The sequence below is a fragment of the Acinetobacter sp. YH12058 genome (genome assembly GCF_013419805.1).
GTDB classification, from domain to species: domain Bacteria; phylum Pseudomonadota; class Gammaproteobacteria; order Pseudomonadales; family Moraxellaceae; genus Acinetobacter; species Acinetobacter towneri.
On the sequence record NZ_VOZL01000007.1, the window covers coordinates 24,452 to 38,436 of the forward strand.

At 42.2% G+C, this 13,985-nt stretch carries 12 protein-coding genes; 5 read left to right on the top strand and 7 right to left on the bottom strand.

The genetic code is table 11. From position 1 onward, the window contains the following. The first annotated feature begins 18 nt into the window (after positions 1-18). Complete coding sequence (fur, locus tag FTU09_RS06220; protein ID WP_004975325.1) at positions 19-456, top strand: ferric iron uptake transcriptional regulator; 438 nt, start codon at positions 19-21, stop codon at positions 454-456. Positions 457-528: 72 nt separating this feature from the next. Here fur and FTU09_RS06225 read toward each other — a convergent pair whose 3' ends face one another. After that, positions 529-1,647, bottom strand: a complete 1,119-nt coding sequence (locus tag FTU09_RS06225; RefSeq protein ID WP_104852406.1) for a PilT/PilU family type 4a pilus ATPase — start codon at positions 1,645-1,647, stop codon at positions 529-531. Between the two features lie 21 nt (positions 1,648-1,668). Then, positions 1,669-2,706 (bottom strand): type IV pilus twitching motility protein PilT, encoded by a 1,038-nt coding sequence (locus FTU09_RS06230; RefSeq protein WP_004975327.1) that lies wholly within the window; start codon positions 2,704-2,706, stop codon positions 1,669-1,671. Between the two features lie 124 nt (positions 2,707-2,830). Between FTU09_RS06230 and FTU09_RS06235 the strand changes: the two genes are divergently transcribed. Further along, positions 2,831-3,520 (top strand): YggS family pyridoxal phosphate-dependent enzyme, encoded by a 690-nt coding sequence (locus FTU09_RS06235; RefSeq protein WP_167846204.1) that lies wholly within the window; start codon positions 2,831-2,833, stop codon positions 3,518-3,520. Positions 3,521-3,880: 360 nt separating this feature from the next. Here the strand turns inward: FTU09_RS06235 and FTU09_RS06240 are convergent, their stop codons facing one another. The 3 genes from FTU09_RS06240 to FTU09_RS06250 all read right to left on the bottom strand — a co-directional run bounded on the left by FTU09_RS06240 (position 3,881) and on the right by FTU09_RS06250 (position 9,167). Beyond that, on the bottom strand, positions 3,881-4,156 hold the full coding sequence (locus tag FTU09_RS06240; protein WP_004975329.1) for a hypothetical protein: 276 nt from the start codon (positions 4,154-4,156) through the stop codon (positions 3,881-3,883). A gap of 139 nt (positions 4,157-4,295) precedes the next feature. After that, entirely contained in the window at positions 4,296-7,907 is a 3,612-nt protein-coding gene (locus tag FTU09_RS06245; protein ID WP_180064768.1) for an SbcC/MukB-like Walker B domain-containing protein, read from the bottom strand. Positions 7,908-7,916: 9 nt separating this feature from the next. Continuing rightward, positions 7,917-9,167 carry an exonuclease SbcCD subunit D C-terminal domain-containing protein gene (locus FTU09_RS06250; protein WP_180079825.1) on the bottom strand — a complete coding sequence of 417 codons (1,251 nt, stop codon included), beginning with the start codon at positions 9,165-9,167 and terminating at the stop codon, positions 7,917-7,919. 481 nt (positions 9,168-9,648) lie between these two features. Between FTU09_RS06250 and FTU09_RS06255 the strand changes: the two genes are divergently transcribed. Then, the gene (locus FTU09_RS06255; protein WP_004975337.1) at positions 9,649-10,095 is read left to right on the top strand and encodes an ABZJ_00895 family protein; all 447 of its coding nucleotides are present in this window, start codon (positions 9,649-9,651) and stop codon (positions 10,093-10,095) included. 136 nt (positions 10,096-10,231) lie between these two features. After that, positions 10,232-11,149, top strand: coding sequence for a TIGR01777 family oxidoreductase (locus tag FTU09_RS06260; protein ID WP_104852399.1), 918 nt, complete (start codon positions 10,232-10,234; stop codon positions 11,147-11,149). Between the two features lie 20 nt (positions 11,150-11,169). Here FTU09_RS06260 and thiO read toward each other — a convergent pair whose 3' ends face one another. After that, on the bottom strand, positions 11,170-12,288 hold the full coding sequence (thiO, locus tag FTU09_RS06265) for a glycine oxidase ThiO (RefSeq protein WP_179993996.1): 1,119 nt from the start codon (positions 12,286-12,288) through the stop codon (positions 11,170-11,172). 13 nt (positions 12,289-12,301) lie between these two features. Beyond that, a complete protein-coding gene (gene hemB / locus FTU09_RS06270) occupies positions 12,302-13,315 on the bottom strand; it encodes a porphobilinogen synthase (protein ID WP_004975342.1) in 1,014 nt (337 codons plus the stop codon). 120 nt (positions 13,316-13,435) lie between these two features. Here hemB and FTU09_RS06275 point away from each other — a divergent pair, with 120 nt between their 5' ends. Next, on the top strand, positions 13,436-13,933 hold the full coding sequence (locus tag FTU09_RS06275) for a thioesterase family protein (RefSeq protein WP_096902274.1): 498 nt from the start codon (positions 13,436-13,438) through the stop codon (positions 13,931-13,933). The last annotated feature ends 52 nt before the right edge of the window (positions 13,934-13,985 follow it).

Below are 13,985 nucleotides of genomic sequence, written 5' to 3' on the forward strand. Positions count from 1 at the left end.
GTTGAGAGACCTTTTTTCATGCCTATTTCAAATCAAGAATTACGCAAAGCTGGACTTAAAGTTACCCTTCCACGAATTAAAATCTTAGAATTATTAGAAAATTCAAAACAACATCATTTAAGTGCAGAAGATATCTATAAAACTTTACTCGATCAGGGTGAAGATGTGGGTTTAGCAACTGTGTATCGTGTGTTAACACAGTTTGAAGCTGCAGGCATTATTGAGCGTCATAATTTTGAGAACAATCATTCTGTGTTTGAAATTATGCAGGAAGATCACCACGACCACTTGGTTTGCTTGAACTGTAGCAAAGTGGTTGAATTTATTAACGATACCATTGAAAAAGAACAGCATGATGTGGCAGAGAAATTTGGTTTTGAGCTCACAGGGCACTCGCTGAATTTATATGGTTATTGTGATGCGCCAGAATGTCGTGAAGCCTTACGCAAGAAATAATTTGCTGTAAGCATAAAAAATAGGCTTCCGTATGGAAGCCTATTTTGTTTGTGTTTAAGCATTGTTGCGAAGTTATTGCCCATCGAAGGTAATATTCGAAGTTGCATGTAACAAGCGCTCGCCACCTTCTTCTGCAAGTTTGATTTGTAGACGCAAATCGTTTGGCGAGTCGGCGTGTTTAAGTGCATCTTTGTAGCTAATTTGCTTGGCTTTATAGAGGTCGTATAAAGCTTGGTCAAAGGTTTGCATACCCAACTCACGTGAACGCTTCATCAGGTCTTTAATTTCGTGCACATCACCTTTACGGATTAAATCTGCAATCAGTGGTGAGTTAATTAAAATTTCAATCGCAGCACGACGTGAGTTGCCATCAATGGTTGGAATTAACTGCTGTGCCACAATCGCTTTCAGGTTTAGCGATAAATCCATGAACAACTGGTTATGACGGTCTGCTTCAAAGAAGTGAATAATACGGTCAATTGCTTGGTTAGCGTTGTTGGCGTGTAGGGTGGCAAATACCAAGTGACCTGTTTCGGCAAAGGCAATTGCATAATCCATGGTTTCGCGGGAACGAATCTCACCAATCAGAATTACATCAGGCGCTTGACGCAAGGTATTTTTTAATGCGATTTCAAAGGAGTCGGTATCAATCCCGACTTCACGCTGGGTAATAATACAGCCTGCATGTTCATGCACAAATTCAATCGGGTCTTCAATGGTAATGATATGACCTTTGGAATTTTGGTTGCGGTAACCAATAATAGACGCTAAAGAGGTCGATTTACCTGTACCTGTCGCACCTACAAAAATGATGATGCCACGTTTGGTCATCGCCAAATCTTTGAGAATAGGTGGCAGTTTCAAGTCATCCATGGTCGGGATTTTGGTTTCAATCCGACGCAGTACCATGCCCGGCTCATCACGTTGTTGGAATGCGCTGACACGGAAACGTGCTGTTTTTTCACGGTTGGTAATCGCAAAGTTACATTCACGGGTTTCGGCAAATTCCTTGCGCTGTTTTTCACTCATAATTGAGTTAAGCAGCTGACCGACAATTTCACCTGTAAGTTTACTTTTGGCTACAGGCACAATTTGTCCATGAATTTTCATGGAAGGTTCAACATCGGCTGTAATAAACAAGTCAGACGCTTTTTGCTGAATCATTAAATTCAGTAAATCATTAAAGTCCATCGCGTATCTCGAATTTTAAACTTATAAGAATGATTCAGGCTGTTTTGCAACCGTACGAGCCGTTTGTGGGCTAATCACACCGCGCGATACCAAGTTTTTCAAACTCTGGTCAAGGGTGGTCATACCGTAGTTGGCACCAGTCTGAATTGCCGAGTACATTTGAGCTACTTTGTTTTCACGAATCAGGTTACGCACTGCAGGAATACCAATCATGATTTCATGCGCAGCTACACGACCACCACCATTTTTCTTGAGCAGGGATTGTGAAATGACGGCTTGTAAAGATTCAGACAACATGGCACGTACCATGTCTTTTTCTTCGGCAGGGAATACGTCAATCACACGGTCAATGGTTTTTGCTGCAGAGGTGGTGTGTAGCGTACCAAATACCAAGTGACCCGTTTCAGCAGCAGTCAGTGCCAAACGAATGGTTTCTAAGTCACGCATCTCACCAACTAGAATAATGTCAGGGTCTTCACGCAGTGCCGAACGTAATGCTTCGTTAAAGCCATGCGTATCACGGTGTACTTCTCGTTGGTTAACCAAACATTTTTTAGATTGGTGTACAAATTCGATTGGGTCTTCGACGGTCAGAATATGGTCGTAGCGATTGTCATTAATAAAGTCAATCATCGCGGCAAGTGTGGTTGATTTACCTGAACCTGTTGGGCCTGTCACCAATACCAAACCACGTGGATATTCACAAATATCTTTAAAGATTTGTCCCATGCCTAAATCTTCAAGGGTCAAAACTTTAGAAGGAATGGTACGGAATACTGCACCTGCACCACGGTTTTGGTTAAATGCGTTCACACGGAAACGAGCCACGCCTGGGACTTCAAAAGAAAAGTCCGTTTCTAGATTTTCTTCATAATCACGACGTTGTTTATCATTCATAATGTCGTACACTAATTTGTGTACTTCTTTATGTTCTAATGCTGGTAAGTTAATTCGACGAATTTCACCATCCACACGAATCAGTGGTGGCATGCCCGCAGATAAGTGTAAATCCGAAGCGCCGTTTTTAGCGGAGAACGCCAATAATTCTGTAATATCCATGAAAGTCCCCGAGATCAATTAAATCTTAATTATTTTGATAGAATAATACGGCTTTCCATCAGCTTAACCAACTGTTAGTTGCTGGACAAGGTAAAAAAAGATGAATGAAATGAGAAATGCATCAATGAATAATCTGCAGCTTATGCGCACTCAGGTTTTGCAACAAATTCAACAGGCATGCCAGTTGGCACAGCGCGAGCCAAATACGGTGCAATTGTTGGCAGTGTCTAAGACTCATCCGAGTGAAGCCTTGCGTGAAATGTATGTGACAGGGCAGCGCGCTTTTGGCGAAAATTATTTGCAAGAAGCTTTGGATAAAATGCAGGCCCTGAGTGATTTAGAAATTGAATGGCACTTTATTGGGCATGTGCAGCGCAATAAAACCAAACATTTGGCAGAAAAATTTGCATGGGTGCATGGGGTAGATCGTTTGATTATTGCCGAGCGTTTATCGAATCAGCGCGATGCTCAACAAGTGCCCCTGAATATTTGTTTACAAGTAAATATTGATGCGCAAGACACGAAGGATGGTTGTCAGCCGAGCGAAGTTGCAGAATTAGTCCGACAGATCAGCCAATTACCGCATTTAAAACTACGCGGTTTGATGGTGATTCCTGCACCTGATCATCCTCAAGCTTTTCAAGATGCCAAACAATTGTTTGATGCAGTGAAAGCACAACATGCACAACCTGAAGATTGGGATACTTTGAGTATGGGGATGTCGGGCGATTTAAATGCCGCAATTGCAGCAGGTTCAACTATGGTACGGATTGGTACAGCATTGTTTGGCGCACGTGACTATTCCAAGGCTTAATTGCTAGATGAACAAAGAATCTGCCAAGATTTTGCAAACATTATCTTGTACGTTTTGGCTGACATGAAATGCGGAATTTTGCGGCTAGTGCTGAAGGTTGGATTTTCTTAATATGAACTTATCGGGAATCAGGGAGTTTCCTAAATAAGAAGAATAAGAAATAGAACAACACGGAAGTGCTTGGTACGACAGGAGTTATACCAAAAAATGAATCTAGAAAGCCTCGACAGGATGTCGAGGCTTTTTTAGTTATGTATGCTGTAAAGCTGTCAAAGTTTTGGCTTGTGTAGATTATTTTTAATGACCTTCACTATTTTTAGAAAGCGCCACTTCCGTCCAGTAAATAGGTGAAGTAGACATTCAAGATTTATTTTCTATCCAGATTCGAATACGGGCAATCAGTAAAAATAGCAAAAAACAGAACTGAAAGAAGCCTGTGAAAATGATGGTCCAACCGCTATTTCCAGGTGTTTTTCTTGCATCCAACTCAATGACTAAAGTGCAGACGGTGAGAATGATTTCAAAAATTAAAACCGCTTTAAAAACCCAAGGTTTAGGGAAACGTATTAACCATGTGAGAAAAATAATACTTAAACTGGGCAATACAGCAAAGAGAATAATCGTTTTTATATCCATAAAATTAAGTACTTAAAGTGTGTGTGATTTTAAAATAAATTCAATACAACTTCATGGAAGCCTAAAATCTGAAATCTCACAGTCATCTCAATAATTCTTCAATCGACAAATAATCTTCAGATTTTAGGCAGTATTGGCTTTAACCCACCACATTGACTTCACTTGCCCCTGCACCCACTGGTTTGACTTGAATTTGCACAGGAATTCGTTCGTGCATTTCCTGAATATGCGAAATCAGCACCACTTTACGTCCCTGACTTTGCAGATGGTCTAAGGCATTCATCACCATGTGCAAGGAAGTCGGGTCGAGAGTGCCAAAGCCTTCATCAATAAATAGCGATTCCAGTTTCATTGAGCCAGATGCCATATTGGCAATTGCCAGTGCCAAAGCTAAAGAAACCAAAAAGGTTTCGCCACCCGATAAAGACAGAACAGGGCGAATTTCACTGTTCATATCTAAATCAATAATCGCCAACCCCAAACTGTCAGGAATACGATGCAACTGATAACGCGAACTCAGTGGCAGCAATTGCTGATTGGCGTATTCCACCAAAATATCCAAGTGATGTTCTTGAGCAATTTTCTTAAATTTCGTACCTTCTTTATGCCCAATTAAATCGTAAATACGTCCCCAGCGGTATTCTTCAGCTTTGATACTTTCAATTTGAGTTTGATAGGTAGCAAAAATCCCTTGATTGGTGCTATTCAGGCGTAGCTGTGCCTCAATCTCATTATAGTTTTGCTGTTGTTTGGCTTTGTCTGTTTGCAGCGCTGCCAGTTGCGTGGTGACCTCGTCAAAACTCAGTTGTGGCTGTTGCTTTAAGTGTTTTTGATATTGCTCTTCCAATGTTTGCCAAGCCGTTTTAGCACTCTCCAAACTGTTTTGTTGTTGCTGCAGCATGTTGCGTATTTGCTGATGTTCGGCATAAGAAATCTGTAAACATTTATCAATGATGCTGGCTTGAAAATGCGTGTGTGTCGCTTGCCACGTTGCAATGTGTTGCTGACATTCAGTGTGTTGCTGCATGCGCTGTTGAATTCTACTATCCAAACCATGTTTTTGCAGTTGTAAGTCTTTTAACACCTGTTCTGCTTGATTAAGTACAGTTCGTTGTGTGCTAAGTGCAAGATTGAGTTGCTGTTGTTGCTGATCTAAAGCCTGCTGCCATTCTTGATAGGTCTGATATTCACATCCCGCATGAGTTCTTGTAAGCTGCTTAATTTGATCACGCAGCTCACTTCCTGCAGTTTTAATCTGCTGCAGTTGTAGGGTTTTCTCTGCATGTTGCTGTTGTAAAAATAGCAACTTTTCTTGCACTTGCTGCTGTTGTTGAGTCAGTTGTTCAATCGTTTTGCTCAGTTGAACTTGCTGCTGCTGCAAGTGATGACGTTGCTCTAACTGTTGTAAGGCATTTTGATAGTATTCAATCGGTTGATTGAGCCAAGCGTGTCTTTGTTCTGCATCTAAAAGCGACAAAATAGGCTGTAAACGCTGAGCGAGGTCTTGGCGTTGTTGAATAGCATATTTGAGTTGTTCTGCCTGCTGTGCAGCATTGCGCCATTGTTTCAGGGTATCGTTTGCTTGTTGAATACTCTGCTGCAAGTGTTGAGTGGATTGATGTGTTGTTGCCCAATGTTGCTGTACGTGTTCAATTTGCTTTGCAACAGGCAGCGCTGCATCCAAATCTAAAGATAAGGATGTTGCAAGCTGTTGCACCAATGTCTGTTGTTGTTCAAGTTGCTGTTGCAGTTCAAGACTGCGTTGTTGTTGTTGATGATAAGTTGCATCGTATTGACTGCGAGCACGCTCCAATTGTTGTAGCTGTTTTTGCGCATGCTCAAATTCAGTTTTGGCCTGCTGCAATTGCTGATCCTGCAATTGGTTTAAAGCGTCACTGAGTAAATTTTCATGCTGAATAAACGGATGTTCATGGCTGCCGCAGACCATACAGGCTTCATTCGGTTTTAATTGGGCACGTAAATCCTGCACACTTTGATGCTGCAATAAACGCTGCTGTTCAAAAATCTGCTGTAATTGTTGCAAGGCTTGTTCAGTAATTTGCACTTGCTGCTGTTGGGTTTGAATTTGAGTCTGTGTCTGCTGTTGCAGACTTAAAGTTTCTTGCTGACGCTGTTGTAACTGCTCAAATAGGGTGGTCTGTTGTTGCCATTGTTCAAGTGCCTGTCGCAAGCGCTCTAAAACATGCACACTCTTTAAAGCATGTTGTAATTGCTGTTGCTCTGCCGTGAGTTGCTGCTCAAGTTGTTCAGGATGTTGATATTGTTTTTCCCAAACCAACAGTTGTTGCTGTGTATGTTGTTGTTGCTCAATTAAAGTATCTAATGCAGATTGGAACAGCGTAGGGTTTTGCTGACGTAGTTGCTGTTCAAGCTGCAAATAATCTTGCAGACGTTGCAACGTAAGGGCTAAATTATCATCAAAATTTGCCCATGCCGCAGTCTGTTTGAATTGCTGTTGTAAATGTTGCTGTTGTTGTTGCTCGGTTGCAAGTTGAGTCGTCAGTTGCTTCAAATGATTTTGCACAGGCTGAATTTGCTGCTCTGCAAATAATTTTTGTGCAGCATCCAAAGCGGTATATTGTTGAAGTTTGCTAGAAATTTCATGTTGTAACTGTGCCGCAATTTCAAGTTGTGGTTTCAATTGTTCAACATGCTGCTGCCATGCCTGAAGGTCTTTTTCCGCTTGCTGTTGCTGACTAATCGCTTGCTGTTGTGCGTATTCCGCTTGTTGCAAGTTTGGTTCAAATTTCAAAAGCTGCTGATTCAGATTTTTTAGCTCGGTATCTGCTTGCTGACGCAAGACAAATTGCTCGCGGATGGTTTGAAATTCATCTAAATGTTTGAGCAATTGTTTTTGAGAGGCGAGTTTAAGATCGGCATCGACTTGAACATCATATATTTCTTTTTTAGCTTGGGTGCTGGCATAGAGTTCATGGCAATCTTTGTGCCATTTCACATCATTTTCATACAGTTTTTCGGTTTGGGTCAGCAAAGCTAATTGTTGACTTAGGTCATGTTGTTGGGTTTCTAAGTCTTTTAGTGCTTCATCGCTGAGGAGCACCACATGCCCCATGACATTTTCAAGATCTGTTCGCTTTTGTTTAATTTCACTAAATTTAACGGCTGCACGTTTACTGACTTCGGTAAAAATTTGCGAATTGGTTAAATATTCAAGTAAATCTGCCCGTTCATGGTCTTTGGCTTTTAAAAATGCCCCAACTTCCGATTGTGCCAATAATACTGCGCGTGTGAATTGCTCAAAACTAAGGCCAATCAACTGCTCTACAATTGGCGTAGCTTCAGAAATTCTTTGATTTAAAACCCGTTGTTCATCTAAGCAGGTGATGGCACGTTCAACTTTTAAATTCCCATCCACTTTATTGTGCGCACGGCGAATTTGCCAACGTGCCGAATAGCGTTTTTGATCAAGCGCGATAAATTCAAGTTCTGCAAAGCCAGAAGTCGTACCACGACGTAAAATATGTTTAGAATCTTTTAAGGAAATTTCTTTGCCTGCGGTATCGGTCAGGCTGCCTGTTGCACCTCTCAAACGTGGAATTTCGTCATAAAGTGCCAAACACATGGCATCCAGCAAAGTCGATTTGCCTGCACCAGTTTTGCCCGTAATTGCAATTAAACCTGCCTGTGCCAGTGGCTCATCTTCAAAATTGATGACATGCGTGCCTGCCAAAGATGCCAAATTATTTAAACTTAAACGTAAAATTTTCATGGCAAATCCTTAAGCTTTATTCTGATCAAGTTCTTGTTGGGCTTCGGCCAAAAGCTGTAAAAAATCTTGGCTCACTTCTGGGTCAGGTTGATAGCCCATTTTTTCCCATAAATCTAAAAATAATTTTTCAGGCGTAGGCGGCTCTAAATCAATTTTTGATTGTTGCACGTTCGAGTTTTCACAGTTTTGAAAGCGTCGTGCAATGCGCAGTAAACGATAGCGGTTGGCAGGCAGTGCTTGTTCAATTTGTTGGCGTAAATCAATGGGTGGCGGGGCATCGCTGATATATTCAATTTCTAAAAAATGCCGTGCGCAAACTTCTGCAATTTCATCTTTTGGCAATTTATTCAGTTCGGTGATTAATTCAGAAAGTTCACAGCGAATCCGAAGCAGCTCTACCGTACGTGGAATAAGCAAGCTTTCATATTGGAAACGCTGTGCATCTGCCTGTAATGGATCAATCCTAACTTCAAGGACTTGGTGTTTATAATTCAGCTCGCTAAATGATAAAGGGATGGGTGAGCCGCTATAGCGAATGTGTGGCTGTCCGACCTGTTGCGGTTTGTGTAAGTGTCCGAGTGCGACATAGTCAATCACCTCATCAAACAGCGCAGTCGATAAGGCTTCTTCATTCCCCACTACAATTGGGCGTTCTGAGTCGGAAGTTTCGCCACCTTGCATGTGTGCATGTGACATTAAAATCAGGGCTTGATCGGGTTGTTTACGGGCTTTGGCTTCTGCAATCAGTTGTTGAAGTAAGTAAGCAACCGCAGATTGATTGTCACTGCTATGTTCATTTAAACCTGTAATTTCTGCACTGCGTAAATAGGGCAGGGTCAGACACCATGCCACAATATTTTGCGCAGCGTCATAAATAGGCACTAGGAGTTTATCTAAATCTAATTTTTGCTCGGCTGTTTTACCAATCACGCCCACAGCTTTGGCGTTGAAGCGGTCTAAAAAGGGTTCAACTTGCTCAATGCGATACCCAGAGTCATGATTGCCTGCAATCATTAAGGTTTGCATGTGTGGAGCAAGCACATGCGCATCGGTAAGGAATTGATAGAGTTGTTTCTGAGCGCTCGAAGCAGGATTGACCACATCAAAAATATCGCCTGCTATGAGCAGGGCATTCGGCTGTTTGCTTTTAATTTGAGTTAAGAGCCAATTTAAAAATTCAGTATGTTCATATTCACGTTCATGGTGATGGAAAAATTGCCCCAAATGCCAATCAGACGTATGTAAAAAATGAACAGCCATGCGTGTTCCAATCTTGATGTTGAATTATGGGATAACTTAACATAACTGAGCGCAACACTGCGGCAAAAAACCAGTTTTCTGCTTTTAAAGCGACAATTTAGGTCGCAGAGATTTTAAAGAGAAGGGAAAGTAAAATCTGTCGTGATCTGTATAGAAAAATATAGAGAGTTAAAATACTGATGTTAGAAAGGCTAAAAAAAGACCTTAAAAAATAAAGACCGACGATTCGAGTGATGATGAAATCGTCGGTCAAAGAAAAACTTGCGATACAGTAAAGCTTTGGCTGCTGTTCAAAGCATGACTGTATGCGATTTATTGCTTTAGTCAGGTCACCGAAAATATTGTGGATGCCATACACATTAACGGTTGTTGTGACCTTGTAGCCTATATAACGTCAGGCTTTTGTATTCGGTTGACAATTTCATGAAAAAAAAATCAATTTTTTTTATACTAGGCTGAATCTTTTGTCTGAGTCATCTTTATGGTATCGCTAAGCCGTTATTTTATCTGGTTTTTCTTGTATTGCTTTGTGATGACCTGTATTTGTGGCGTATTGGCTGCATTATTACCTGCGGGTGTAGGCGGGATTTTAACTGCGGTGCCTTATTTGGTTGCCATGATTTTAGTGCTGTATAAGTTTTTAAAACAACAACGCCGTGCGCCGAATGACAAGGAACGCAAGACATTTACTTTAGGATTTAGCCTGATTTTTTGGGGCTATAACTTGGCGTTTTTATTATTAGGTTTGGCGATATTTTCTCGCCAAAACCCAAGCATTTGGCAAGATTTTTTACAGTATTTGCAACAGCCGCAATTTATGAGTGTGGTGGTGATCATGTTCTTGTTGATCGCAATTCCATTGTATCTGCTGACCTATTGGTTTTATGGTAAACAGGCACAGCGTATGGCAGTTAAAATGTTTGGCTGATAAAAGAAGTTGTTAATATCTGATTTTCTTCAAATATACATGATCAGTTATGTGATGATGATTTGCTTAGACTTGAACATTCAGTCTAAATCACGTATAGCTAAAACTATATTTTTCATCATGCTGAGATTGGAAGATGCATAAACCTTTGGTACTGGTAACAGGGGCAAGTGGTTTTATTGGTTCACAATTGTTGCCGTTTTTATTGCAACAGGATTATCGGGTGGTGGGGCTAACCCGACAGCCCAATCGAGTATCCAAACATCCACAATTACGCTGGATTCAGCAGTTAGATGAACTCGACACCGACCAAATTGATTATGTGATTAATTTGGCGGGAGAAAGTATTGGGCAGGGCAGATGGACAGCAGCACGCAAACAAAAATTGCTTGATAGTCGAGTTCAGACCACACTGCACTTATATCAATATCTTGAAAAGCGCCGTATTTTCCCCAAGTGTATTATTTCAGGCTCGGCAGTGGGGTATTACGGAATTGACCCGCAGGAACAATGGTCAGCAGTATGTACCGAACACAGTGCAGCACAAGATATTTTTATGTCGCAGTTGTGCCAGCAATGGGAACAGGCTGCGTTAAGCTTCAGCCAGCAAAATACTAAAATTATGCGCTTGGGCGTGGTGTTTGGGCGCGGTGGTGGCATTTTACCGCAAATGTTATTACCAATTCGTTTAAATGCCGTCGGGCGGATTGGGCATGGACGGCAGCCTGTTGCATGGGTGCATATACAAGATGTTTTACAGGCCATTCACTGGTTAATGACGCAACCTGTAGACGCCAAAATTTTGAATGTGGTTGCACCTGAAAAAACCAGTCAGCAAGACTTTGCCGAAACCGCAGCTCGGCTTTTAAGACGTCGTCCATTTTTGGTGTTACCTGCTTTTGTCTTGCGTTGGTTATTGGGCGAGCAATCGCAATTGGTGCTGAATGGGCAATATGTTAAACCACAAGCGTTAGAACAAGCAGGCTATTGCTTTCAATATCCAAAACTTGAACAGGCGCTAGCGGCTTGTCTGGGTGCATCATCCTCTACTTAAACAGAGGATGCTGCTGAGTGTTATGCACAGATTGAGGTGGGCTGTAACTGCTTTGGATCATAAGCAGTAGGATCAACAATCGTTTCTTGCCCAAGCATCAACTGTCTTAATAGCTGTGCCGAGGCTGTGCCCATACATAAGCCATTACGGAAGTGTCCGAAATTCATCCATACATTATTCAGGTTTGGTACTTTGCCGATATACGGCACACCTGTAGGCGAGCCTGGACGTAAACCCGCCCATTGTTTCACAATGGGGAACTGTGCCAATTCAGGCACCATTTCAAAACAAGCCGTTAAAATATCTTGTTGGGTTTGCGGGTTTGGTGTGGTGTCAAAACCAACGTGACGCATACTGGAACCGCATAGCACATGCCCATCTTGACGTGGAATCAAGTACATCACCTTGTTCATGCACATGCTTGGCAACCATTGTGCAGGGGTTTTAAATAACACAATTTGCCCTTGTACAGGCTGTACAGGAATCTCTAAACCCAGTTGTGCCGCCCACTGCTGTGACCATGCACCTGTCGCAAGCACGATATGATCTGCACGATGCAAGCGACCATCGGCAGATTGAATGGCTTGAATACGATCTTCAGTGATCTGAAATTGCTGAATTGGGCAGTGTTCAAAAAATCGCACGCGCGGATGTTGTTTCAAATATTGCGTGAGCGATTGTAATAAACGCGGATTGCGCACATTGGCAAGTTGTGAGAAATACAGGGCTTGTTTAAATTTGGGATGGATATGCGGGTTAATTTGTTCGAGTTGTTCCCGATTCAGATATTCAGCTTGCTGCATCGGTTCATGATGACGTTCGGCATAATTTAAACCAATCTCAAAATCATCTTCATCAAAAATCAACATGCCTGTTTCATGGATTTCAAAATCAATGCCTGTAATAGGTTTGAGTTTTTCATTCCATGCTTGGTACTGCGGTTTGGCAAATTGGGCTAAGTCATTGACCGCTTGAGGATAACGCCACGGATACATGGGAGAAAGAATTCCACCACCTGCCCATGATGCCGCTTGTGCTGCTTGTTGTTGATCAAAAATACTGATAGAGCAGCCCTGCTCTACCAGTTCGAGTGCAGACAACAAACCGCTGATGCCTGCACCAATGATTGCGATGTGCATGAAAGTCGCCTGTTTATGCCATATCTTTAAGTTTGAGTGCTGCTTCTTCGGCAAAATATGTCCAAATACCATCTGCACCTGCACGGCGGCAACTCATTAGCGATTCAATAATCACACTGTCCGACAACCAGCCATTTTGAATCGCGGCAGCAAGCATGGCGTATTCACCACTCACTTGATAGACAAAGGTTGGCACACCAAAGTTATCTTTCACTTCACGTACGATGTCTAAATAAGGCATACCTGGTTTTACAATCACCATGTCTGCACCTTCTTGAATATCCAGTGCAATTTCATGCAAGGCTTCGGCACGGTTGCCAATATCCATTTGATAATTGTATTTGTTGCCGCCTTTGAGGTTGCTGGCAGAACCGACTGCATCACGGAATGGGCCGTAAAAGCTAGAGGCGTATTTGGCTGAATAAGCCATGATAGAGGTATAGATGTGCCCGTTGCTTTCCAACGCCTGACGAATCGCACCAATACGGCCATCCATCATGTCACTTGGCGCAACCACATCTGCACCCGCTTCGGCATGGCTTAAAGCCTGTTTAATTAGACATTCAACGGTTTCATCATTCAGTACATAGCCTGTGTCATCAATAATGCCATCTTGACCATGAGTAGTGTACGGGTCGAGTGCGCCATCGGTAATAAGTACCATCTCTGGTAATTCTTTTTTCAGCAGGCGTAGCGTGTTTTGCACCAAGCCATCTTCACGCCATGCTGCTTCTGCGGTCAGGCTTTTATCTTCTTGTGGCGTGACTGGAAACAATGCCAGTTTAGACACACCCAGCTGCATTAAACGCTCGGCTTTTTTGAGTAATAAGTCTGCCGATAAACGCTGAATATTGGGCATGCTTGGAATATCTTGGGTTTGATTTTGTCCCGGTAAAACAAATACAGGATAAATCAAGTGATCTGTGGTTAAGTGAGTTTCGCGAACCATGGCGCGTAATTGATCATTTTTACGGATACGACGCATACGAGTGGCAGGAAATGCAGGACGATTGAACGTATAGGTCATAAAAATCTCACTGATCAGTATTAAACTAGACGACTATTGTAGCCCCTTAAATTTCATTTGGGCATACATTGGCTGTTTTTATTGTTGGTAAATTGAGTTGTTTGGACTTTTGGGCACGTTATGAGTAATGCAGAGAAAAATTGGACTGGGAATATACATTTAGGCGCGAAAGTCGATATTGATGTCGTGCTAAGACAATTGGTCAATGCATTTAATGGATCGCCATTTTTTCAACACAATGGCATGAGCATGCGTGTGGTCGATGGTCAAATTGAAGCCTATATTGAGATGCAACCGTATATGGTGGGCAACGTGGCTTTCCAAATTTTACATGGTGGTGTTGCTGCAACCATTTTGGACAGTGTGGGCGGTATTGTGGCGATGGGTGAGTTATATAAAAGAACTGAACCTGACGACTTGCCCGATACCATAAAAAAAGTCACCCGTTTGGCTACGGTAGATATGCGGGTGGATTACTTAGCACCGGGACGCGGTAAGTATTTTATTGCCCGTGCGGAAACTTTACGTTTAGGGCGTAAAGGCTGCACCATGCGCATGACGATGGTCAATGATGAAGATAAACCAATTGCAACGGCAATTGCGTCTTATGCCTATTAAAATCTAAGGTAGGGCGCGAACAATTGTGTTTTGCATAATTGGATGACTGTTT

Bases quoted from the DNA above. Each gene is read 5' to 3' on its own strand.
- fur (WP_004975325.1), top strand. From the start codon at position 19: ATGCCTATTTCAAATCAAGAATTACGCAAAGCTGGACTTAAAGTTACC.
- FTU09_RS06225 (WP_104852406.1), bottom strand. From the start codon at position 1,647: ATGGACTTTAATGATTTACTGAATTTAATGATTCAGCAAAAAGCGTCT.
- FTU09_RS06230 (WP_004975327.1), bottom strand. From the start codon at position 2,706: ATGGATATTACAGAATTATTGGCGTTCTCCGCTAAAAACGGCGCTTCG.
- FTU09_RS06235 (WP_167846204.1), top strand. From the start codon at position 2,831: ATGAATAATCTGCAGCTTATGCGCACTCAGGTTTTGCAACAAATTCAA.
- FTU09_RS06240 (WP_004975329.1), bottom strand. From the start codon at position 4,156: ATGGATATAAAAACGATTATTCTCTTTGCTGTATTGCCCAGTTTAAGT.
- FTU09_RS06245 (WP_180064768.1), bottom strand. From the start codon at position 7,907: ATGAAAATTTTACGTTTAAGTTTAAATAATTTGGCATCTTTGGCAGGC.
- FTU09_RS06250 (WP_180079825.1), bottom strand. From the start codon at position 9,167: ATGGCTGTTCATTTTTTACATACGTCTGATTGGCATTTGGGGCAATTT.
- FTU09_RS06255 (WP_004975337.1), top strand. From the start codon at position 9,649: ATGGTATCGCTAAGCCGTTATTTTATCTGGTTTTTCTTGTATTGCTTT.
- FTU09_RS06260 (WP_104852399.1), top strand. From the start codon at position 10,232: ATGCATAAACCTTTGGTACTGGTAACAGGGGCAAGTGGTTTTATTGGT.
- thiO (WP_179993996.1), bottom strand. From the start codon at position 12,288: ATGCACATCGCAATCATTGGTGCAGGCATCAGCGGTTTGTTGTCTGCA.
- hemB (WP_004975342.1), bottom strand. From the start codon at position 13,315: ATGACCTATACGTTCAATCGTCCTGCATTTCCTGCCACTCGTATGCGT.
- FTU09_RS06275 (WP_096902274.1), top strand. From the start codon at position 13,436: ATGAGTAATGCAGAGAAAAATTGGACTGGGAATATACATTTAGGCGCG.